Origin of the sequence: Amycolatopsis rhabdoformis (assembly GCF_035918295.1) — a bacterium.
Classification (GTDB): Bacteria; Actinomycetota; Actinomycetes; order Mycobacteriales; family Pseudonocardiaceae; genus Amycolatopsis; species Amycolatopsis rhabdoformis.
The window spans coordinates 4,679,775-4,704,586 of sequence record NZ_CP142149.1; the positions used below are offsets into that span (position 1 = coordinate 4,679,775).

Here is a 24,812-nt window from a genome sequence, read left to right on the forward strand (position 1 = left end):
ACTCCTGTTCCGGTGGCCTCGCGGACTCACTGCCCCAGCTGGTCGTCGAGCATGGCGAAAAGGTCTTCGTCGGTCGCCGTGTCCACAGTGGACACGGGGGTTTCGGTGGTCGTGGTGTCGTCGTCGATCCGGCCGAGCAGCGCCCTGAGCCGCTTGCGCAGCATCGGGCGGGCGGAGGTGTCGAGGGCGATGGTCAGGAAGGTGGTCTCCAGCGCGTCCAGCCGGGTGGTCACGGATCCGGTGACCGCGACGGCCACCGCGGTGGTCCCGATCAGTTCCCCGACGAGGTGACCCGCGAGCACCTCCGGGTTCGGGTTGTCGAACGCGATCGTGGTCGGCAACCGCAGCCCGGTGGCCTCGTTGAGCCGGTTGCGCAGCTCGACCGAGGTGAGCGAGTCCATGCCGATGTCCTTGAACGCCTGGGTGGGCTGGACGTCGTCCGGCGTCGCGTGGCCGAGCACGGCGGCGACCTGACCGCGCACGAGGTCCGTCATCGTCCGCACCCGGTCGGTCGGGGTCATGGCCGTGAGCCGCTCGGCCAGCCGCGGCCCGGCCTCGGGTTCGGCCGCGGTGTCCCCCGGCTCGGGCCGGCGCACCACGAGGTTCTCGAGCATGCGCGACGGCTGGGCCGCCGCCGCGACCCGGTCGACCCGGGCCGGTGCCACCACCGGCCCGTCGACGGTCATGGCCCGGTCGAACAACGCCAGCCCGTCGTCGATGCCCATGGCGGGGAACCCCGTGCGGGCCAGCCGGCGCAGGTCCGTTTCGGACAGTGCACTGGCCAACCCCACGTCGGAAGTCCAGGTGCCCCAGTCCATCGACACCGCCGGCAGGCCCGCGGCCCGCCGGTGCCGGGCGAGGGCGTCGAGGAACATGTTGGCGGCGGCGTAGTTGCCCTGGCCCGGGGTGCCCATCACCCCGGCCATGGCCGAGAAGAGCACGAACGCCGCCAGGTCGTCGCCCCGGGTCAGCTCGTGCAGGTGCCACGCGCCCCGCACCTTGGCCTCGAACACGCGGCCGACGGCTTCCGGCGTCAGCGATTCGATGGTGCCGTCCGCGACCTGCACCGCCGTGTGCACGACCGCCGAGACCGGCCGCACCGCGTCGAGCGCCTCGGCCAGCCGGGCGCGGTCGGCGAGATCGCAAGCGGCGATCGTGACCTCGGCACCCAGGTCGATCAACTCGGCCCGCAACTGCTCGGCGCCCGGGGCGTCGAGGCCGCGGCGGTTGAGCAGCAACAGCCGGGTCACGCGGCCGCTCGCGACCAGGTGCCGGGCCAGCGCGGCACCGAGCCCGCCCGTGCCGCCGGTGATCACCACGGTGCCCCGGTCCCAGCGGACCGGCGCCGGCGAGTCCGGTTCGGCCGCGGGCGCGAGCCGCGGGACCGTCACCCGCCCGTCGCGGATCGCGACCTGCGGTTCCCCGGTGGCCAGTGCCGCGGCCAGCGACTCGCCGGAGAGCGGGTGCCGGTCGTGGTCGACGAGGGTGAACCGGTCCGGGTGCTCGGCCTGCGCCGACTTGACCAGGCCCCAGATCGCCGCGGCCGCCGGATCGGGCGCGGCCTCGGCGCTCACCGCGTCCCGCGTCAGGAACACCAGGCGCGTGCCGGCGAACTCGGGTTCGGCCAGCCACTGCTGCAGCAGCACCAGTACCTCGACGGTCAGGGCCTCCACGGCCGTGGTCAGGTCGCCGGCCGGGCCGCGGACCGGCACCAGCAGTGCGTCCGGTGCGCGGTCGCCGGCGGCAAGCAGCTTGCCCAGCTCGCCGAGGTCGTCCACCACTCGTGAGATACCCGGCTCGGCCGGCAGGTCCGACGCCCCGTCGTGGTCGCCGAGCAGCCACCAGGTGCCTGCCTCGGCACCCGCCGGCTCCGGCGCGGTGATCCAGTCCAGGGTCAGGACCAGGTCTTCCACCGGCGATCCCGCCACTGAGCGCACCGTGAGCTCCGGCCAGTAGCGCTGGTGCTGGAACGCGTAGGTCGGCAGGTCGACCGGTTTCCCGCCGGTGCCGAGGCCCGCGAAGACCGCGGCCCAGTCGAGCTCGGTCCCCGCGGCGAACAGGCCGGCCAACGAGGTCAGGAACCGCCGGGGCGACCCCTGGTCACGGCGCAGCGTGCCGGTGACGACCACCGGTGTCCCGGCCGCGTCCGCGGTCTCGGTGAGCGGCACGGTGGTGACCGGGTGCGAGCTCACCTCCACGAACGCCCGGTACCCGTCGGCCAGCAGGGCCCGCACGGCCGGTTCGAAGCGCACGGTCCGGCGCAGGTTGCGGTACCAGTAGTCCGCGTCGAGCTCAGTGCCGTCCAGCCACTTCTCGTCCACAGTGGAGAAGAACTTCACCTCCGCCGGACGGGGCGTGATCGGCGCGAGCTTCTCCAGCACCTGAACCCGGACCTGCTCGACCTCCGGGGAGTGCGAGGCGTAGTCCACCTCGATCCGGCGCGCCCGGATGTCCTGGCGGGTGAGTTCTTCCTGAAGGTGCGCCAACGCGGCCGTGTCGCCGGCGACCACCACCGAGCCCGGCGCGTTGACGGCGGCGAGCGACAGCTGCCCCTCGTAGCGGGCGAGCCACTCGCGAGCGTCGTCCTGCGACAGCGCGACCGAGAGCATTCCGCCGTGGCCGGCCAGCACCCGCAGCGCCTGCGCCCGCAGGGCGACCACGCGAGCGCCGTCTTCCAGCGAAAGGGCGCCCGCGACACAGGCGGCGGCGATCTCGCCCTGACTGTGCCCGATCACGGCGCCGGGCTCGACCCCGTGAGACCGCCACAGCTTCGCCAGCGAAACGTTCACCGCCCACAGCGCCGGCTGGACCACGTCGACCCGCTCCAGCAGGTCGGCTCGGTCGAGCACCTCGGTCAGCGACCAGGACACCCACGGCGCCAACGCGTCCTGACACTCCCGAAGGGACTCCCGGAACACCGCCGAGGTCGCCAGCAGCTCCCGGCCCATCCCCGCCCACTGCGAACCCTGACCCGGGAACACGAACACCACGCCCCCGCCCGCCCGCGCCTCGCCGGTCACGGCACCCGGACCCGGCTCGCCCGCAGCCAGCGCACGCAAGCTCGCCACCGCTTCGGCCCGGTCCGCGGCCACCACCACGGCCCGGTGGTCGAACGCCGACCGGGTCGTCACCGACGACCAGGCCACGTCGGGCACCGCCACGCCGGTCTCGCGGTCCACGAAGTCGGCCAGCCTGGCGGCTTGCGCCCGTACCGCCGCCTCGGACTGTCCCGAAAGGACGATCGGCACCGGCACTCCGGCTTCTCCCGTGTCCGCTGTGTCCATTGTGGTCACTGCGGTCACGGACTCGGGTTCACCGGGTGCCTGTTCGAGGATCACGTGCGCGTTGGTCCCGCTGATGCCGAAGCCGGACACCCCGGCCCGGCGCGGCCGGCCCGTCTCCGGCCACGGGATCTGCTCCGTCAGCACGCGCACCGCACCGGCGGCCCAGTCCACGTGCGTGGTGGGCTCGTCCACGTGCAGCGTCCGCGGCAGCACCCCGTGGCGCATCGCCTGCACCATCTTGATGATCCCCGCGACACCGGCCGCGGCCTGCGTGTGCCCGATGTTCGACTTCACCGAACCCAGCCACACCGGCCGGCCGTCCTCCCGGTCCTGACCGAGCGTGGCGAGCAAGGCCTGCGCCTCGATCGGGTCGCCGAGGCGCGTACCCGTGCCGTGTGCCTCCACCGCGTCGATCTCGCGCGCCGACACGCCGGCCCGAGCCAGCGCGGCAGTGATCACCCGCTGCTGCGACGGCCCGTTCGGGGCCGTCAAGCCGTTGGACGCGCCGTCCTGGTTCACCGCCGAACCCCGCACCACCGCCAGCACTCGGCGGCCCGCCGCCCGCGCGGACGAAAGCCGCTCGACCGCGAGCACACCGACTCCCTCGGAGAACCCGGCACCGTCGGCCGTCTCGGCGAACGCCTTGCACCGCCCGTCCACCGACAACGCGCCCTGGCGGGTGAAGTCGAGGAACAGCTCGGCCGTGGACATCACGGTGACCCCGCCGGCCAGCGCCAGATCGCACTCGCCCGACAGCAGCGACTGCGCCGCCAGGTGCAGCGTGACCAACGACGACGAACACGCCGTGTCGACGGTGATCGCCGGGCCTTCGAGACCGAGCAGGTACGCGACCCGGCCCGAGAGCACGCTGGACGAGCTGCCCGTGAGCAGGTAGCCCTCGAGGTCCTCACGAACCTGCATCGACGCGTGGATGTAGTCCTGGATGCTCGAACCGACGAACACCCCGGTGCGAGTGCCGCGCAGCGAGCCCGGCTTGATCCCGGCCCGTTCCAGCGCCTCCCAGGAGGTCTCCAGCAGCAGCCGCTGCTGCGGGTCCATCGCCAGCGCTTCCCGGGGTGAGATCCCGAAGAACCCGGCGTCGAACCCGGCGACCTCGTCGAGGAACCCGCCCAGCCGGGTCGTCGAGCCGCCCGCGTGCAGGCCCGCGAGGTCCCAGCCGCGGTCGGCCGGGAACTCGGAGATCGCATCTGCCCCGTCCGCGACCAGGTCCCACAGCTCTTCGGGCGAAGTCACGCCGCCGGGGAACCGGCAGCCCATCCCGACCACCACGATCGGGTCGTCGTCCGGGTGCGGTTGCGCGGGGACGAGGACCGCGGGCGCGGACACCTCGGGTTCCGCGAGCTCGTCGAGCAGGTGCCGGGCGAGGTCGGTGGGCGTCGGGTAGTCGAAGACCAACGTGCGGGGCAGGTCCAGCCCCGTGGCCATGCTCAGGATGTTGCGCAGCTCCACCGCGGTCAGCGAGTCGAACCCCAGATCCCGGAACGCCCGGTTCTCCGGGATGGGCTCGGCGTCGCCGTACCCGAGGATGGCCGCCAGCTGCACGCGCACCAGGTCGAGCACGATCCGGACCTGGTCGGTGCGCGCCAGCCCGGCCAGCCGGGTGCGCAGCCGCACCGCCGGGTCGAGTGCCAGGTTCGCCCCGGTGTCCTCCGGATCCGTGCTGGACTGACGCGTCTCGGGGAGGTCACCGAGCAGCGGGCTGGGGCGTGCGGCCGTGAACACGGCGAGGTACTGCCGCCAGTCCACGTCCGCGATCACCGCGGTGGCCTCGCCGCGCCCGAGCACCCGGCGCAGGGCTTCGAGCGCGGCATCGGGTGCCATGGTGATCATGCCGAACCGGCGCAGGTTCTGCTGGGCCGCGCTCGCGGACGCCAGGCCGTCGCCCGACCACGTGCCCCACGCGACCGAAGTCGCGGGAAGGCCGTGGGCCCGGCGGTGCTGGGCCAGTCCGTCGAGGTAGGCGTTGGCCGCCGCGTACGTGCTGAGCCCGACGCCGCCGAGCGTGGCGCTGATCGAGGAGAACATCACGAACATCGCGAGGTCCAGATCCCGGGTGAGCTCGTGCAGCACCACCGCGGCCTCGACCTTGGGCCGGAACACGGCGGTCCGCTGCTCGCCGGTGACGGTGTCGATGATCCCGTCGTCGACGACCACGGCGGTGTGGACGACCCCGGCCAGCGGCAAGTCCGCCGGGATCGCGGCGATCACCTCAGCCATCGCTTCGCGGTCGGCCGCGTCACCCGCCACCACTGTCACGCGGGCCCCGAGCGCCGTCAGCTCGGCTTCCAGCTCGGCCGCGCCCGGCGCCGCCGGGCCACGTCGGCTGACGAGCACGAGGTGCGGGACCCCGCCGGTGGCCAGCCACCGCGCGACGTGAGCGCCCAGCGCTCCGGTGCCACCCGTCACGAGAACGCTGCCCCCAGCCGGGAACTCCCAGTCCGATCCGTCGGCCGGCGGGAGGTCGCGATGGGCCAGCCGCCGGGCCCAGATCCCGGACGCGCGGACCGCGAGCTGGTCCTCCGTGCCGCCGCCGGACCTCAGGATCTGCGCCACGCTCGCGGCCAGGCCCGGGTCGGCGTCGTCGGCCGGTACGTCGATCAAGCCGCCCCAGCGCCGGGGGTACTCCACCGCCGCGGTCCGGCCCCAGCCCCAGATCGCCGTCTGCGCGGGGTGGGCCACCTCGGCGAGGTCGGCCACGCCGATCGCACCGCGGGTCACGACCCAGACCGGGGCCTGGATCGAGGCGTCACCCAGCGCCTGCAGGAGGGTCGCGGTGAGCGCCAGGCCACGCGGGACCTCGGCGCCGTCCGCGACCGACGTGTCGGGCCAGGCCAGGAACGACACCACGCCCGTCGGCGTGGCCGGTTCGCCGAACCGCGCGGCGAGCGTCGCCCGGTCCGCCCGGCCGGGCGCGACCACGACCAGCTCCGCGGTCGCGCCGGCGTCGGCCAGTTCCCGGCGCAACGCGGTGACCGACGGCGCGGCTTCGCAGCCGCCCGGCACGACCAGCCACCACACGCCGGACGGCTGGGCCGGCGCCGGTTGCGGGGCCGGGGTCCAGACCACGTCGTAACCCCAGCCCGCCAACGCTTCGGCCGGCTCGGAAGTCGGCCAGAAACGCTGGTGCTGGAAGGCGTACGTGGGCAGCTCGACCCGACGGCGCCCGGTTCCGAACACCCGGGGCCAGTCGATCGCCACGCCGGCCGTGTGCACGGCCGCGAGCGACGTCAGCACGCGCCGCACCGACCCCCGGTCCCGGCGCAGCGTTCCCGTGACCACCGCACGCGCCCCGGCGTCCTCGATGGTCTCGGCGAGCGGCACGGTGAGCACCGGGTGCGCGCTCACCTCCACGAACGTCTGGTACCCGTCGGCCAGCAGCTTGCGCACGGCCGGCTCGAACCGGACCGTCCGGCGCAGGTTCCGGTACCAGTAGTAGGCGTCCAGCTCGGTCCCGTCGTGCCAGCTGGTGTCCACTGTGGACAGGAACTTGAGGTCGGCGGTGCGCCGGGTGATCGGCGCCAGGGCGGCCAGCACCCGATCCCGGACCTGTTCGACGGCCGGGGAGTGCGAGGCGTAGTCCACCTCCACGCGCCGCGCCCGGATCCCCTGCTCGGTCATCTCTTCGCGAAGGCGCTCCAGCGCCGGTGCGTCGCCGGCGAGCACCACGGACGCCGCGGCGTTGATCGCGGCCGGCGACACCCGGCCCTCTTCACGATCGAGCCAGGGCTGCACCTCGTCCGGCGACAGGGCGACCGAGAGCATGCCACCCTGGCCGGCGATTTCGAGCAGGGCCTGCGCGCGCAGCGCCACAACCCGCGCACCGTCCTCGAGCGACAGCGCGCCGGCGACGCAGGCGGCCGCGATCTCGCCCTGGCTGTGGCCGACCACCGCGTCCGGTTGCACGCCGAAGGATCGCCACAGCTGCGCCAGCGACACCATCATCGCCCACAGCACCGGCTGGACCACGTCCACCCGGTCGGCCGGTTCGGCGCTGTCACCGGTGAGGACGTCGACCAGCGACCAGTCCACCCAGGGCGCCAGCGCGTCCTGGCACTTGAGGATCCACTCCCGGAAGACGGGTGCGGTCTCCAGCAGCTCCCGGCCCATGCCGGTCCACTGGGAACCCTGGCCGGGGAACACGAACACCACCCCGCCGGAGGTCGCGGCGGTCCCGGTCACCACGGCCGGGTCCGGCTCGCCGGCGGCCAGCGCCCGCAGCTTCGGAGCCAGCTCGGCCCGGTCCGCGGCCACCACGACGGCCCGGTGGTCGAGGCTCGACCGCGTGGTCGCCAGCGACCAGGCGAGGTCCGCCACGGCCAGGTCGGGTTTCCGCTCCAGCAGGCGCACCAGCCGCGCGGCCTGCTCCCGCACGGCCGAGTCCGACCGGCCGCTCACCGGGACCGGCACCGGCGTCTCGGCGAGGTCTGCCGCTTCTGCCGTGCGCGTGGTGTCCACTGTAGACACAGAGGCGGGTTCGCCGGGTGCCTGTTCGAGGATCACGTGCGCGTTGGTCCCGCTGATGCCGAAGCCGGACACCCCGGCCCGGCGCGGCCGGCCCGTCTCCGGCCAGGCGACCTGTTCGGTCAGCACCCGCACCGCACCGGAAGTCCAGTCGACTCGGCTGGACGGCTCGTCGACGTGCAGGCTGCGCGGCAGGATCCCGTGCGCCATGGCCTGCACCATCTTGATGATCCCCGCGACACCGGCCGCGGCCTGCGTATGCCCGATGTTCGACTTCACCGAACCCAGCCACAGCGGCCGATCTTCTTCCCGCCCCTGACCGAGAGTGGCGAGCAGGGCCTGGGCCTCGATGGGATCACCGAGGCGCGTGCCGGTGCCGTGGGCCTCGACGGCGTCGATCTCCGCCGCCCGCACCCCCGCCTTAGCGAGCGCGGCGGTGATGACCCGTTGCTGCGACGGGCCGTTGGGCGCGGTCAAGCCGTTGGACGCGCCGTCCTGGTTCACCGCCGAACCCCGCACCACGGCCAGCACGCGGTGCTCGGCCGCGCGGGCCGCGGACATCCGTTCCACGACGAGGACACCCACCCCCTCACCCCAGCCGGTGCCGTCCGCCGCGTCGGCGAACGGTTTGCACCGGCCGTCGGCGGAGAGCCCGTCCTGCCGGGAGAACTCCTCGAAGATGTCCGGAGTGGACATCACGGTGACGCCGCCGACGAGCGCCAGGTCGCACTCGCCCGAGCGCAGCGACTGCGCCGCCCAGTGCAGGGCCACCAGCGAAGACGAGCACGCCGTGTCGACGGTCACCGCCGGGCCTTCCAGCCCGAGCGAGTACGCGATCCGGCCCGAGAGCACGCTCGACGTGGTGCCGGTGAGCAGGTAGCCGCCGAGTTCGTCCCTGGCCGGGGTCCGCTCGCGGAGGTAGTCCTGGTGGTACGCGCCGACGAACACCCCGGCCCGCGTCCCGCCGACGGAGTCCGGCGCGATCCCCGCGCGCTCCAGCGCCTCCCAGGAAACTTCCAGGAGCAGCCGTTGCTGCGGGTCCATGGCCAGTGCTTCACGGGGCGAGATGCCGAAGAAGTCCGCGTCGAAGTCGGGGGCCTCGTGGAGGAACCCGCCCTGCGCCGTGGCCGAGCCCCCGCCGCGCAACGCGGCCAGGTCCCAGCCCCGGTCGGCCGGGAACCCGGAGATCGCGTCCCGGCCGGCGGCGACGAGGTCCCACAGGTCTTCCGGCGAATCGGCGCCACCGGGGAACCGGCAGCCCATCCCGACGATCACGATCGGGTCGTCGTCGAGCACCCGGACGGCGGTGACCGCCGGGGCGGCTTCCTCCTGCCGGAGGCCGAGCTCGCCGCCGACGCGGTCGGCCAGCTGCGCCGTGGTGGGGTGGTTGAAGATCTCGGTGGCCGGCAGTCGGATCCCGAACACCTTGTTCACGCGGTTGCGCAGCTCCACCGACGTCAGGGAGTCCATGCCCAGCTCCTTGAACGCCTGGGCGGGATCGAGGTCGCCCGGCACGGCGTGCCCGAGCACCGCGGCCACCTCGGCGCGGACCAGGTTCGTGAGGGTCCGCGCGCGGTCGGCCGGGGTCAGCGCTGCCAGCCGGCGGGCCATCGAGACCCCGGCCTCGGCCGAAGCCGGGTCTTCGGTCGCCGCGCCGATCCGGGCCGCAGGCCTGGTGGTGAGGGCCTCGAACAGCCGCGAGGGCTGCGCCGACACCGCCTTGCGGTCGAGCCGGGTCGCGACCGACAGCGGGCGGTCCGCGGCGAGAGCCCGGTCGAACAGCGCGAGCCCCTGCTCGACCGTCAGCGGCGGCAGCCCGGACCGGGTGAGCCGGTGGAGGTCCACTTCGGACAGTGCGGCGGTCATCCCCGCTTCCGGCGACCACGCACCCCACGCCACCGACACCGCGGGGCGACCCTCGCCGCGGCGCAGCGAGGCCAGTGCGTCGAGGAACCCGTTGGCCGCGGCGTAGTTGGCCTGCCCGGCGGCGCCCGTGACACCGCCGATGGAAGAGAACAGGACGAACGCCGCCAGGTCGGTGTCGCGGGTGAGCTCGTGCAGGTGCCACGCGCCGCGCACCTTCGGCGCCAGCACGCGGCCGAGCGCCTCGGGGGTCAGCGATTCGACGGTCGCGTCCGCCACGACCCCCGCGGTGTGCACCACGGCCGTCACCGGCCGCGCGGCAGCCAGCACCTCGGCCAGCCGGTCGTGATCCGCGACGTCGCACGCCTCGATCACGACCTCGGCACCGTGGGCGGCCAGCTCGGCCCGAAGCTCGGCCGCCCCCGGCGCCGCCTCGCCCCGCCGGCTGATCAGCACCAGCCTGCGCGCGCCACGCCGTTCGACGAAGTGCCGCGCCACCGCGGCCCCCAGCCCGCCGGTGCCACCGGTGATGACCACAGCGCCCTCGGGGTCCGGAGCCCTCGGGATCGTCAACGCGACCTTGCCGACGTGCTTGGCCTGGCTCACGAACCGGAACGCTTCGGGTGCGCGCCGGACGTCCCAGGTCTTGACCGGCAGCGGAACCAGCGCTCCCGAGGCGAACAACCCGGCGAGCTCGGCCAGCATCCGGTGAATCCGGTCCAGGTCGACCTCCATCAGGTCGAACGCCTGGTAGAACACACCCGGATGGGCCGCGGCGACCTCGTGCGCGGCGCGCAGGTCGACCTTGCCCATCTCCACGAACCGGCCGCCGGGGGCGAGCAGCCGCAGAGACGCGTCCACAAACTCGCCCGTGAGGGAGTTGAGGACCACGTCCACCCCGCGGCCCCCGGTCGCCGCCGAGAACCGCGCCTCGAAGTCCGCGGTGCGCGAGGAGGCGAGGTGATCGTCGGGCAGGCCGAGGGACCGCAGCACGGCCCACTTGCCCGGGCTCGCCGTGGCGAACACCTCGGCGCCCAGGTGGCGGGCCAGCCGGATCGCGGCCATCCCGACCCCGCCGGCACCGGCGTGGATCAGCACCGATTCCCCCGCCCGCAGCCCGGCCAGGTCACGAAGGCCGTGCCACGCGGTCAGGAACACCACCGGCGCCGTCGCCGCCTGGGCGAACGACCACTGCCGCGGTACCGCGACGAGCGAGCGCTGATCGGCCACCGCGACCGGGCCCAGCCCGCCGGGCGCGATCCCCAGCACCCGATCGCCGACGGTCAACTCAGTGACCTCGGGGCCCGTTTCGGTCACCACGCCGGCGACCTCGAGACCCAGCGGCACCGGATCGCCCGGGTACATGCCGAGCGCGTTGAGCACGTCGCGGAAGTTCAGCCCGGCGACGCGCACCGCGATCCGGACCTGGCCGGGGCCGAGCGGTTCGGTCAGGTCGGGGGCGGCGCGCAGCACGAGGTTGTCGACCGTGCCCGGCTCGGACACCGCCAGCCGCCACGCGGCCGGCGCGTCGTCGACGGCTCCCGAGTCGGCGGGCAAGGCCAGCAGCTCGGCATCGGAGGCCACGGCCAGTCGCGGAACCAGGGTCCGGTCGCCGCGCAGCGCCGACTGGGGCTCGGCCGTGGTGAGCCGCGCCGGGGTGAGGAGCAGGCGGTCGTGGTCGAGGAGCGTGAACCGGTCGGGGTGCTCGGTCTGGGCGGACCTGACCAGGCCCCACACGGCGGCGGCGGCGAGGTCCTCGACGGGTTCGGCGTCGGTTGTGCCGACGGCGCGCCGGGTCAGGAACACCAGTCGGGCCTCGGCCAGCGCCGGCTGCGCGAGCCACGACCGCAGCAGGTCGAGCACGGCCGCGGTCATCGCGCGGGTTTCTTCGGCGATGTCCCCGCTGCTGGTCCCCTCCGGGTCCCCGCCGGAACCGGCGACCGGTACCACTACGTCACGCGCACCGGCCGCGACGAGCTCGGCCACGTCGTTCGCCACGTCGAGGCCGTCCGGGATCTCGCCGTGGAAACCCGCCAGCGCCCACCAGGTCCCGGCGGCCGCCGGGCTCGGCGCGGGCACGGCAGTCCAGTCGAGCCGGAGCAGCGTCTCCGGCGCACCCGCGGCCGCGGCGCGGCTGAGCAACTCGGGCGCGAAGGGCCGCAGCGCCAGCGACTCGATCGTGATCACGGGGGCGCCGGCCGGGTCGACGGCGTCGACGCGGATCAGGTCCTCGCCGGTCGCGGTCAGCCGGACCCGCAACGTCGTGGCCCCGGTGGCGTGCAAGGTGACCCCGCTGAAGGAGAACGGCATCCTTCCGTGCTCGGCCGGGGCCAGCGGGGCGAACACGTTGGCCTGCAGCACCGCGTCCAGCAACGCCGGGTGCAGACCGAACCGCGGTACCAGCTCGCGTGCCGCCGCCGGCACCGCGACCTCGGCGAACACCTCGCTCCCGCGGGTCCACACCGCTTGAAGGCCCTGGAACACGGGCCCGTAGTCGAACGCCGATCGGCCGGCGGACCCGTAGAACCCGTCCAAAGACACCGGCGTCGCGTTCCGGGGCGGCCACGCGAGATCCGCGCCGGCCTCGACGGCCTCGACATCCGCGGTGGGCGTGACCGTGCCGCTCGCGTGCCGCGTCCACGAGTCGTCCTGCCCGGCGGGGCGGGAGTACACCGTGACCGCGCGGGCGCCGTCGGCCTCGGGCCCGCCGACCAGCACCTGCAGGTCGACGGCGTCGTCCTCGGGCAGGACGAGGGGCTCGTGCAGGGTGAGGTCGTCGATCCGGCCGCACCCGACCGCGTCGCCCGCCCGGATCACGACCTCGACGAACGCGGTCCCGGGGAGGAGCACCACGCCGTTCGCCGCGTGGTCGGCCAGCCAGGGCCGGGTCGCCGTCGACAGCCGGCCGCTGAACACGTGTCCGTCGGCGTCGGGCAACGCGGTGCCCGCGCCGAGCAACGGGTGGTCCACCGGCTCCAGGCCGGCCGAGCCCACGTCGCCCGCGGAATCCGCGGTCGCGGGCCAGAACCGCTCGCGCTGGAACGCATACGTCGGCACCGCGACGTGGCGGCCTTCCACGGCCAGCCCCGCGAACACCTCGGCCCAGTCCACGGTGGCGCCCAGCGCGTGCAGCCGGGCGACGGCGTCGAGGGCGCCGGTGACCTCGTCCTGGTCCTTGCGGACCGCGGGGATCACCGAGGCGCGCTCGGGATCGAGCTCGGCGCCGAGCATCGACGCCAGCGTGCTCGCCGGCCCCGCCTCCACGAACACCCGCGCGCCACGTCCGTCCACAGTGGCCACTCCGGCGGCGAAGCGCACCGGCTCCCGCACGTGCCGGACCCAGTAGTCCACAGTGGACACCTCAGGACCGGCGATCTCACCGGTGAGGTTGGCGACCAGCGGGACAACCGGCTCGTGGAAGGAGATCCCGGCGATCGCCGCGCGGAACTCCGCCAGCATCGGGTCCATCCGAGCCGAGTGGAAGGCATGGCTCACCCGCAACCGCGTGGTCTTGTGCCCCCGCTCGCCCAGCAGCCGGCCGAGGTCCGCGACGGCGGCCTCGTCGCCCGACAGCACCACCGCGTGCCCGGCGTTCACAGCCGCGATCCCCACCGTGCCGTCGTAGTCCTCCAGCAGCGGAGCGATTTCACTGTCCGCGGCGCTGACGGCGAGCATCGCCCCGCCGGCCGGCAGGGCCTGCATGAGGTTGGCCCGCGCGGCGACCAGCGTGCACGCGTCTTCGAGGGAGAACACGCCCGCCGCGTGCGCCGCGGCGATCTCACCGATGGAGTGCCCCAGCACGAAGTCCGGCCGAATCCCCCACGAGACCAGCAGCCGCGACCACGCCGTCTGCCACGCGAACAACGCCGGCTGCGTGTACCCGGTCTGATCCAGCAATTCCGCTTCGCCGAACATCACCTCACGCAACGCGGACTCACCGGCCAGCACCGGATCGAGCAGCGCACACACCTCGTCGAGGGCCTCGGCGAACACCGGGAACCGCGCCGCCAGCGCCCTCCCCATCCCCACCCGCTGCGCGCCCTGCCCGGAAAAGACGAGCGCCACGCGCCCCGTGCTGCCGGGCACCACCCCCGTCCGGTCACCGCCGGCCAGCGCGGCCAGCGACGACAGCAGTCCGGCGCGATCGGCGGGCACGACCACCGCGCGGTGGTCGAAGGTCGAACGCGCGGTGACCAGGGACCAGGCCAGATCCGCCTGCGCCACCTCCGGCGCGCGCTCGACGAACGCCGCCAGCCGCGCCGCCTGCGCCCGCAGCGCCGGCTCGGACTGGCCGGACACGACGATCGGCACGGGAGTGTGCACCTCCGGCCGCACCGCGAGCGCCGGCTCGGCGGGCGGCTGCTCGAGGATCACGTGGGCGTTCGTGCCGCTGATGCCGAACGCCGACACTCCCGCCCGGCGAGGCCGGCCGGTCTCGGGCCACCGCACCTGCTCGGTGAGCACCCGCACCGCACCGGAGTCCCAGTCGACCCGGGTGGTGGGCCGCTCGGCGTGCAGGCTGCGCGGCAGCACGCCGTGCCGCATCGCCTCGACCATCTTGATCACGCCCGCGACCCCGGCCGCGGCCTGCGTGTGCCCGATGTTCGACTTCACGGAGCCGAGCCACACCGGTTCGCCCTCGCCCCGGCCCTGGCCCAGGGTCGCCAGCAGCGCCTGCGCCTCGATGGGGTCACCGAGCCGGGTGCCCGTGCCGTGCGCCTCCACGGCGTCCACGTCGGCGCCCGACAGCCCGGCGCGAGCGAGCGCGTCGCGGATCACCCGTTGCTGGGCCGTGCCGTTGGGCGCGGTGAGGCCGTTGGACGCGCCGTCCTGGTTGATCGCGGTCCCGCGGACGACGGCGAGCACCCGGTGCCCCTGCGCCCGGGCCGTCGACAGCCGTTCGACGACCAGGACCCCGGTGCCCTCGCTCCAGCCGGTGCCGTCGGCCGAGTCGGCGAAGGGCTTGCACCGGCCGTCGGGCGCCAGCCCGCCCTGCCGGGAGAACTCCTCGAAGATGTCCGGCTCCGACATCACCGTCACGCCGCCGACCAGCGCCAGGTCCGATTCGCCGGAGCGCAGCGACTGCACGGCCAGGTGCAGGGCGACCAGCGACGAGGAGCACGCCGTGTCCACCGTGACGGCCGGACCGGCCAGCCCGAGCGCATAGGCGACGCGGCCCGACATCACGCTCGACGACGTGCCGGTGAGCAGGTAGCCGGCCAGCTCGTCGTCGGTGCGGGCCCGCCGCTGGAGGTACCCCTGGGCGTAGGCGCCGACGAACACCCCCGCCCGCGTCCCTTCGAGCGACGCGGGCGTGATGTTGGCCCGCTCCAGCGCTTCCCAGCTCGTTTCGAGCAGCAGCCGCTGCTGCGGGTCCATGGCCAGCGCTTCCCGCGGCGAGATCCCGAAGAAGCCGGCGTCGAACTCGGGCGCGTCGTGGAGGAACCCGCCCAGCTCGGTCGCGGAGCCACCGTCGCGCAGTGCGGCCAGGTCCCAGCCGCGGTCGGCCGGGAACCCGGAGATCACGTCGCGGCCGGTCGCGACCACGTCCCACAGGTCTTCGGGCGAGGCGACCCCACCCGGGAACCGGCAGGCCGTGCCCACGATCACGATCGGGTCGCCGGCCTCGGCCGCGGCGGGCGCCGCCGACCCGGTGTCCGGCGTGCGCAGCCCGAGGTCGAGCTCCACGCGCTCGCTCAGCTGCGCCGCGGTGGGGTGACTGAAGATCTCGGTGGTGTCCAGCCGGGCGCCGAGCGCCCGGTTCACGCGGTCCCTCAGCTCGACCATCATGATCGAGTCGAACCCGAGGTCCTTGAAGGTGCGGCGGTCGTCGACCCGGCGCCAGTCCCGCAGCCCCAGCACGGCGGCGGTCTCGCGCGCCACCACGTCCCGCACCGCCAGCACCGGTTCCCGCGGTGCCTCGGCGGGCCGGCTCGCCGCCGGTGCCGCGGCGATCGGCGCCGGGATTTCCGGCTCCTCGAGCCAGTAGCGCTCCCGCTGGAACGCGTAGGTGGGCAGGCCGACGCGGCGGCCCCGCACACCGAGCCCGGCGAACACCCGCGGCCAGTCGAGCTCGACGCCGCCGGCGTGCAGGCTCGCCAGCGACACCAGGAACCGCCGCGGCGAATCCTGGTCGCGGCGCAGCGTCCCGGTCACGACGGCGGGCACCGCCGCCGCGTCGACGGTCTGCGCGATCGGCACCGTGGTCACCGGGTGCGGGCTCACCTCGACGAACGCCCGGTGCCCCTCGGCCAGCAGGGTGGCGATGGCCGGGTCGAACAGCACGGTCTGGCGCAGGTTCCGGAACCAGTACGCGGCGTCGACCTCCGTGCCCCGCAGCCACCCGGCGTCCACAGTGGAGAAGAACGGCACCCGCGCGGGCCGGGGCTCGATCGGCGCCAGGGCCTCGAGCACCTCGGCACGCACCTCGTCGACCTGTGCGGAGTGCGAGGCGTAGTCGACGTCGACGAGCCGGGCGCGGATGTCCTGCGCGGTCAGCTCGTCCCGAAGCAGCCGCAGTGCTTCCGGCTCGCCCGCGAGCACGACGGAGCCGGTGGCGTTGACCGCGGCCAGGGACACCCGGCCGGGGTACCGGCCGAGCCACTCCTCGACGCCGTCGCGGGACAGGTCCACCGACAGCATTCCGCCGCGCCCGGCGAGCGTGCGCAACGCCCGGGCCCGCAGCGCCACCACGCGGGCACCGTCCGAAAGGGACAGTGCGCCGGCCACACAGGCCGCCGCGATCTCGCCCTGGCTGTGGCCGACGACCGCGTCGGGTTCGACACCGCACGAACGCCACAGGCGGGACAGGGAGACCATGATCGCCCACAGGGCGGGCTGGACCACGTCGACGCGGTCCAGCGCGGCGCCGTCGGTGCCGTCGGTGCCGGTCAGCACGTCGATCAGCGACCAGGACACCCAGGGCGCCAAGGCCTCCTGGCACTCGAGCATCGACTGCCGGAACACCGGCGAGGTCTCCAGCAGGCCCCGGCCCATGCCCGGCCACTGCGAGCCCTGGCCGGGAAACACGAACACCACCCCGCGCGACGGCGCGGCCACGCCGGTCACCACCGCCGGATCGGGCTCGCCGGCCGCCAGTGCCCGCAGGCCCGCCGACGCCTCGGCCCGGTCACCCGTCACGACCACGGCCCGGTGCTCGAAGCCCGATCGGGTCAGTGCCGAGGACCAGGCGAGATCCGCCACTGCCAGGCCGGCCTCCGCGTCCAGCGCGTCGGCGAGCCGCGCCGCCTGGTCGCGCAGGGCCGCCTGCGACCGGCCCGACACCAGCACCGGCACCACGGATTCGGCGGACGGCATCCCGGTGTGCTCGCGCGCGGGCGCCGCCGGGTGCGGCGACGAGAGGACGACGTGGCAGTTCGTGCCGCCCACGCCGAACGACGAGACGCCAGCCAGCAGCGGCCCTTCGACCTCCGGCCAAGCCTCGGCCGACGGCACGACCCGCAGCTGCCACTCATCGAACCGGATGTCCGGGTTGGGCTGCTCGAAGTTCAGGCTCGCGGGCAGGCGGCGGTTGCGCACCGCCAAGGCGGTCTTCACGAGCCCGACGATGCCGGCCGCGCTCTCCAGGTGTCCCACGTTGGTCTTCGCCGACCCCACGGACAGCGGGGTGGTCCGGCCCTCGCCCAGCGCCGCGCCGAGTGCGCGGGCCTCGATCGGGTCGCCCACCTTCGTGCCGGTCCCGTGCAGCTCCACGTACTGCACGCGGCCGGGATCCACGCCGGCGCGCCGGTAGGCCGCGCGGAGCACGGCTTCCTGGGCCTCGGCGCTCGGCCGGGTGAACGACTCCCCCGGCCCCTCGTTGTTCACCGCGCTGCCCAGCAGCACGGCGTACACGTCGTCGCCGTCCTCCAGCGCGAGGGACAGCGGTTTGAGCACGACGAACCCGCCGCCCTCGCCCCGCACGTAACCGTTGGCGCGGGCGTCGAAGGTGAAGCACCGGCCGTCCGGTGACAGGCCGCCGAACCGCGCGGTGGTGACAGCGTTGTCACCGGCCAAGTTCAGCTGGATGCCGCCCGCCAGGGCGAGATCCGACTCGCCGGAGCGGATGCTCTCGGCCGCGAGGTGCACGGCGACCAGCGACGACGACTGCCCGGTGTCCACGGCGAGGCTCGGCCCGGTGAACCCGAACGCGTACGACATCCGGTTCGGGATCATCCCGGTGCGCAGGCCGGTCAGGCTGTGGTGGCCGATCGCGCCCCGGCGCAGGCTGAGCAGCTCGTAGTCCGCCGCCATCGCGCCGGCGAAGACCCCGACCCGGCGCCCGCGCAGACGCGCCGGCACGAGCCCCGCGTCCTCGAACGCTTCCCACCCCAGCTCCAGCGCCAGCCGCTGCTGCGGGTCCATCACCGCGGCTTCCCGCGGCGAGATCCCGAAGAACTCGGCGTCGAACCGGTCCACGTCGTCGACGAACCCGCCGTACCGCAGGAGCTCGGCGTCCGGTCCGGCCAGCCCGGTCCACCGGCCGCCGGGCACCGGCGTGACGCCGCTGCCGCCGGAGTGGAGCAACTGCCAGAACTCACGCGGGTTCGACGCCTTCGGCAGCCGGCACGCCATGCCGACGATGGCGATCGGGCCGTCCCCGAGGCCGGACCCCGACGAATTCACCACGAGCTCTCCTGATCAGACTTCACTGGTCGACCTCGACGGTCCGCGGCCGCCGCGCAGCACAAAAGCGCCGGCGCGAACTCCCGGGGAACAGAGAGGAAACGCTGGGATTTGGGGCGGGCCGCGATCAGCCCGCGTCGCCGGTTTCGGCGGCACTGCCGGATCCGGTCGGACGAGAAGGTGCGCCGGCAGGACGGTTCTCCGCCAGGTGCGGCATCCGGTTCAAGCGCGGATGTGCTTCTCCGTCAGCAGAACTGCCGACCGAGTATGACGATTTCTTTGGTACACCGAGGAATCTTCGGTATCGAGCTGCCCGACCACACCATCCCCGCCCTCCCCTGTCCGGACGGACCACCCGGCCCGGACCTCGGCGCTCGCAGACTTCCCTGTGCGCACCGGCGATCCCCGCACCCCTCGGGACCGGCTTCAAGCTGTACCAAACACCTGAGCGCAAACGGCGCGTAGTGATCCACATCATGATCCACTCGAAGTGACTGTCCGTCAGCCACCTCCCCGTCATCGCGGCCCGAACGATTCCCGCCACCCGCGGCTTTGCTCCGCAAGATCCCGAACGAGATGCACACAGCGTGTGCAAAGCTACGCCGAACGGGTGGCCAGAGCGGGGTTTTTTCCCTTACGGCAGGGGCTTTGCAGATTTCCCGGTCGTACCCGCGCTTTGCCCTTTCGGCCCTGCTGCTTGGCAAAGCACTGGGGCGTCAGTAACTTGAAGATCGTCAGGCGTCGGGCCGACGACTTCGGCCGACCGATTCCGTTCTGTACCAGGCGATTGCAGCGCTGCGCACGGTCCGCATGGTCCGCCTGGGTCGCGGCGAGAGTGAAGGGCCATGGTTGCCGAAAGTTTCAGAGTCGCGGACAAGAGCTGGACGGCCGAGGCGATCGCCACCATGCTCGATCTCCAGGAGAGCGCGCGGGCGCGCACGGAAGCCGCGGCCGCCGGCCAGCACTCCCGCGACAAGCTCACCGCGCGGGAACGGATCGACCTCCTGCTCGACCCGGGATCCTTCCTCGAAGTCGGCAGCTTCGTGCGGACCCGGTCCACGAGCCTCGGCCAGGGGCGTGACCGCCCGCTCGGCGACGCGGTCGTGGTGGGGCAGGGCACCGTGCACGGGCGTGAGGTGTGCGTCTTTTCCCAGGACTTCACGGTCTTCGGCGGCAGTCTCGGCGAGGTCGTCGGCGAGAAGATCGCCAGGGTCATGGACATGGCCATGGCGGCCGGCGTGCCGATGATCGGCATCAACGACAGCGCCGGCGGCCGGATCCAGGAGGGTGTCGTCGCCCAGAGCCTCTACGGCGGGATCTTCCGGCGCAACGTGCGCATGTCCGGCATGGTGCCGCAGATCTCGCTGATCCTGGGGCCCTGCGCGGGCGGCGCGGTCTACTCGCCCGCCATCACCGACTTCGTGGTCATGGTCGAGCGGACGGCGCAGATGTTCCTCACCGGCCCCTCGGTCCTGCGCGAGGCGCTGGGCGAGCAGGTGTCGGCCGAGGAACTGGGCGGCGCGCTGGTGCACCACACCCGCTCGGGGTCCGCCCACCACATCGCGGCCACCGAGGAAGGCGCCATCGCCTACGTCCGCGAGCTGCTCACCTACCTGTCCGCCGAGGAGAAGCAGACCCGCGTGCCGCCGAGAACGCGCCACGACCACGCCCTCGACAACGTGATCCCGGGCGCTGAGCAGCCCTACGACGTGCGCCGGGTCCTGGACCGCGTACTCGACGGCGGCGAGCTGCTGACCGTGCACGAAGGCTTCGCCCCGAACATCCTCACCGGCTTCGGCCGGCTCGGCGGCCGCAGCGTCGGCGTCGTGGCCAACCAGCCCGCTGTGGCGAGCGGGCAGCTGGACGAGAACGCCGCCATCAAGGCCGCGCGCTTCATCCGCACCTGCGACGCTTACGACATCCCCGTGCTGACCTTCGTCGACACCCCCGGATTCACCGCGACCACGGCCCAGGAACAACAGGGGGCGATCCGCCGGTTCGCCACGCTGCTCTACGCCTACGCCGAAGCGACCGTGCCCACCCTCACCGTGATCACCCGCCGCGCCGCCGGCATCGGCTACGTCGCCATGAGCTCGCGCCACCTCGGCGCCGACGTGTGCCTGGCCTGGCCCACGGCCGTCATCGACGGGAACCCGCCCTACGATGCGGCCGAGCGCGGGCTGGTCGACGAGGTCATCGACCCCGCCACCACCCGCGAACGGCTGCTGCGGGCCCTGCGCCTGTTCGACGGCAAGAAGACCACCGCCCCACCCCGCAAACACGACAACCTGCCGCTCTAGCCGGGCACGGCGCGAAACTCGTCACCGGGTGGGGCTGATACCCGGGCCAGCGCGCCGCGCCACCTGGCCGACCCGCCGACCGCTCAGCACCAAGCCGGTCCCGCGGGTCGCCGACGCCGCCGACCATGCCTGCGCCTGGTCATGCTTCCGCCGCCGGCGACAACACCGAGCCCGCCTCAGCCACTACAAACGACGTGGCCACCCACTTACCTGACTGCCGTTGCAGTACCAGCCCGTCGTCGGCTCCCCTATCCACCGGACGGACGGACATCCGGATCGGACACGGACTCCAGCGGCGCACCCGTGGTCTCGGGTCCGAACAACGCGACGATCGCCCCCGCGCCGACCCAGCACACCGCGACGGCGACGAACACCGCCGAGTATCCCCAGGCGAGGTAGAGGGAAGGGATGAGCATCGGCCCGAACACGTTGGCGAGCCGGCCGGCGCCGTAGGACACTCCGCAGCCGAAGGCGCGCACGCGCAGCGGGAACACCTCGGGGGTGTAGGTGTAGATCAACGCCACGAAAGTCTGGCTGAGCAACGAAACCAGCAAACCGAACACGATGATGCCGACCGGGTCCGAGCTGAATCCGTAGGCGACTCCGCACGCCGCGATCATCGTCGAGGTGACCGCCATCGTCCATTTGCGGGAGAACCGGTCCGAGACGGCGCGGGCCAGCAGGGCGCCGGGGACCGCACCGATGGTGGTGATCGCCGAGAACGTCAGGGAAGTGGCCAGCGACAGGCCGTGCTCGGCCAGGAGCGACGGAACCCACGCGGCGAACGCGTAGAATCCGAGCATCGCCAGGATCCACGTCGCGATCATCACCGCCGAGCGGCGACGCAGCGGCCGCCCCGCCAGTGTGGCCAGTGCCTGGATACTCGTGTCCCGGTGTGGGCCGGTGTTCTCGATGAGTGCGACGTGCGGGTCACCGAGCCGGGCGTTGACCTCGCGGGCCTCCGCGGTGCGCCCGGCGTGAAGCAGCCAGCGCGGCGATTCGGGCAGCCTCGCGAGCACGGGCACCACCAGCAGACCCAGACCGCCGACGAGGAACACCACCCGCCAGCCCTCGGCGCCGATCGGAATGACGCCGCGGGCCAGGAACGCGATGGCCGGAATACCGGCCAGGCCCACGGCCAGGGTCGTGGACTGGGCCCGGCCCCGGTATGCCGCGGGCATCGCCTCGCTGAGGAAACTGATCGCGGAAACAGTCATCGCCGAAAGGCCCACGCCGGTGCAGAAGCGCGCCGCGGCCATGAACCACACGTCCGTCCCCGCTGCGGTCAGGAGGGAGAACACCGAGAACAGCGCGGTGGCCCAGGTGAGCGTACGGCGGCGGCCGATCCGGTCACTCACCCGGCCGGCGAGGACCGCGCCGCAGAACATGCCGAGAAATCCCGCGGAGGTGACCATCGCGACGTCATCCAGGGTGTACCCGGCGAGTCTCTTCAACGCAGGCGCCACGTAGGAGAACGTGTTCAGGTCCGCGAATTCGAAGAACATGATCGCGGCGACCGCCCACACGATTCTTTTGTGCACCCGGTTCATGACCGGTCGGGCCGCCACCGGCGATTCCGGCAACAAATGCGACAAGGGATTCCGCATGATTCTCTCCGACGTCCTTGTCTTCGATGGGATGCTTCGAGTCACCCTGCTGTAATGGAACACGCGAAACAAGGCTTGCCCGGAAATCCACAACGGAATGCGCCGATACAATTCGGTATCTCATCGGCCGGCCGCTATCCGCGCAGACGTGCGGTCCGCCGGAAGGCGTCCGCCGGTGCCGCGCCGGCCTGCCGGGCGAGGAATTACCCGGCCGCGGGGCGCAGCAGCGCCGCCAGCTCGTCGTCGATCGAGACCCCGGGCGCGAGTTCTCGCACGGCGAAGTGGTCGCCTCGCACGTCGAGGACGCCGATGTCGGTGATGACCGTGGTGATGCATCCGCGTGCGGTCAGCGGAAGGCTGCAGCGGCGCACGAGTTTCAGGTTGCCGTCGCGGGTGCGGTGGGTCATCACCGTGAGCACCCGCTCGGCTCCGCTGGCGAGGTCCATGGCTCCGCCGATGCCCTTGACGATCGAGCCGCCGTCCGTCCAATTCGCCAGATCGCCCGCCACCGACACTTGCATCGCCCCGAGCACCGCGACGTCGATGTGGCCGCCGCGGATCATGGCGAAGGACGTGGCCGAGTCGAAGAACGAGGCACCGTTCACCGTGGTCACGGTTTCCTTGCCGGCGTTGATGAGATCGGGATCTTCCCGCCCGGGGGCCGGGTAGCCACCCACCCCCAGGATCCCGTTCTCGGAGTGCAGCATGATCGGCCGGTCCCGGACGTGGTCGGCGATCAGCGTCGGGATGCCGATCCCCAGGTTCACGTGCTGGCCGTCGTGCAGTTCGGCAGCGGCCCGGGCGGCCATCTGCTCGCGAGACCAGGTCATGACGCGAGTTCCCCTTCCCCGGCGACCCGCGGATGCGCGACGCGCAACCGTTCGATCGGTTTGCGCATCCGCGCGCCGACCGGCAGCACCCGGGAAACGAACACCCCGGACAGGTGTATGTCGTCGGCGCCGATCCTGCCCGCGTCCACCACTCGCGCCACCTCGACGATCGCGACCCGGGCCGCCATCGCGCACAACGGATTGAAGTTGCGCGCCGAAGCACGGAACCGAAGGTTGCCCTGGGTGTCCGCGACCTCCGCCCGGATCAGGGCCAGATCGGCGGTGAGACTGTGCTCGAGCAGGCAGTCCCGGCCGCCGACCTGCTCGACCCGGCGGGCCGCGGAGTACTCGGCCACCACTCCGGCGGCGCCGTAACGCAAGGGAATCCCGCCTTCGGCCACAGCCGTGCCCACTCCGGTCGGCGTGTAGAACGCGGGGATCCCCGCACCGCCGGCGCGCAGCTTCTCGGCCAGTGTTCCTTGCGGGACGAGGTCCACGCTGAGCGATCCCCGCAGGTACTGGCCCAGGAACACCGAGTTGTCACCGATGTAGGAGGCCGTGATGCGGGAGACCCGCCTCGCCCGCAACAGCTCAGTGACCGCGGAGGTATCCGGGCCGCAGTTGTTGGTGATGAGGTGCAGGTCGGTGGCCCCCGAGTCCAGCAGCGCCTCGATCAGAACCGAGGGCGTGCCGCACAACCCGAATCCGCCGAGGGCGATCGTCTGCCCGTCGGTGACCGCGGCGAGTGCGTCCGCGGCGGTGTCAACGACTTTGTTCATCGTGTTCTCCCCCTGTGGTGAGGTCCTGCCAGGCACTGGTGCCGGTCGAATCGTCGAGTGCGGTGGAGAATTCGTCGACGGCGAAGTTCCGGAACCGCTGCGCCGGTTCGGTCAGCTCGACATCGACCCGCCACGTCAGCCCGACCTCGCGGTAGGCGCCGACGTCGGTGAGGGGGACCTCCACCAGGCCCGGGACCGGTGCCGGGGCGGCCGGCACGATGGCCACCCCCAGTCCGGCCGCGACCAGACCCCGCAGGGTGCTGATGCCGGCCGCTTCGAACGCGATCCGCGGTTCGAACCCCGCCGCCCGGCACAGGTCTCCGGCCATCTGCCGCATGTAGTTGCCCACGCCCAGGGTCACGAAATCATCGCTGGCCGCGGCGGCCAACGGCACTTCGGACTCACCGGCGAGCACGTGCGGTGCCGGTACCGCCAGGACCAGCCGTTGCTGGCCCAGCCGGGCGACCTCGATGTCGGGCAGGTCCGGCAGCGGGGAGGTCAAGCACAGTTCGACCTGGTCTTCGCGCAGGAGTCTCAGCAGCTGATCGGCGCTGTCCTGCACCAGGGAGAACTTGATCTGCGGTGCCCGCTCGGCGAACCGGCGCAGCAACAGCGGCACCGCCTGCTCGCCCAGCGTGTGCAGGAATCCCAGCCGAAGCCGTTCGTGGGCCGTGCGGACCTGCAGGTCGTCGATGGCGGTGGTCAGCACCGAGAGGGCCTGCTGCACCGGCTTCACGAACTGCTCCCCGTCGGCCGTGAGTGTCATGCCGCCCTGAGCGCGGGTGTACAACCGGACCCCCAGGACGTTCTCCAGCCGCGCCAAGTGGCGGGTGACCGTGGGCTGTGGCACGCCCAGCGCCGCGGCGGCCTTGGTGACCTGTCCCTCGCGGGCCACCGCGGCGAATTGCACGAACATCGGGCACAGGGTATTCAACACCGCATCCGGATTCGAATCAGGCAGCTCATTCATTTGTGAATTCCAGTGATACAAAAATGACTTCCGAATGGTTCTGGAATCATCGTTGACCCTCGTTTCTGGCTG

The 24,812-nt window shown here is 72.9% G+C and carries 6 protein-coding genes; 1 reads left to right on the plus strand and 5 read right to left on the minus strand.

Features of this window, described 5'->3' with window-relative positions:
* Positions 1-26: 26 nt before the first annotated feature.
* Positions 27-18,257 carry an SDR family NAD(P)-dependent oxidoreductase gene (locus VSH64_RS21305; protein ID WP_326837398.1) on the minus strand — a complete coding sequence of 6,077 codons (18,231 nt, stop codon included), beginning with the start codon at positions 18,255-18,257 and terminating at the stop codon, positions 27-29.
* A 902-nt stretch (positions 18,258-19,159) separates the two neighbouring features.
* On the opposite strand from VSH64_RS21305, the gene VSH64_RS21310 reads away from it, so the two are divergent.
* Positions 19,160-20,554, plus strand: coding sequence for an acyl-CoA carboxylase subunit beta (locus VSH64_RS21310; RefSeq protein ID WP_326837998.1), 1,395 nt, complete (start codon positions 19,160-19,162; stop codon positions 20,552-20,554).
* Positions 20,555-20,802: 248 nt separating this feature from the next.
* Here the strand turns inward: VSH64_RS21310 and VSH64_RS21315 are convergent, their stop codons facing one another.
* The 4 genes from VSH64_RS21315 to VSH64_RS21330 form a co-directional block, all read right to left on the minus strand.
* Complete coding sequence (locus VSH64_RS21315) at positions 20,803-22,095, minus strand: MFS transporter (RefSeq protein ID WP_326837399.1); 1,293 nt, start codon at positions 22,093-22,095, stop codon at positions 20,803-20,805.
* A 269-nt stretch (positions 22,096-22,364) separates the two neighbouring features.
* Positions 22,365-22,991, minus strand: coding sequence for a 3-oxoacid CoA-transferase subunit B (locus VSH64_RS21320; RefSeq protein WP_326837400.1), 627 nt, complete (start codon positions 22,989-22,991; stop codon positions 22,365-22,367).
* The gene (locus tag VSH64_RS21325) at positions 22,988-23,770 is read right to left on the minus strand and encodes a CoA transferase subunit A (protein ID WP_326837401.1); all 783 of its coding nucleotides are present in this window, start codon (positions 23,768-23,770) and stop codon (positions 22,988-22,990) included. The genes VSH64_RS21320 and VSH64_RS21325 overlap by 4 nt, the downstream gene beginning before the upstream one ends.
* Positions 23,754-24,686: a LysR family transcriptional regulator gene (locus tag VSH64_RS21330; RefSeq protein WP_326837402.1), complete on the minus strand. Its 933-nt coding sequence runs from the start codon at positions 24,684-24,686 to the stop codon at positions 23,754-23,756. The genes VSH64_RS21325 and VSH64_RS21330 overlap by 17 nt, the downstream gene beginning before the upstream one ends.
* Positions 24,687-24,812: the final 126 nt, after the last annotated feature.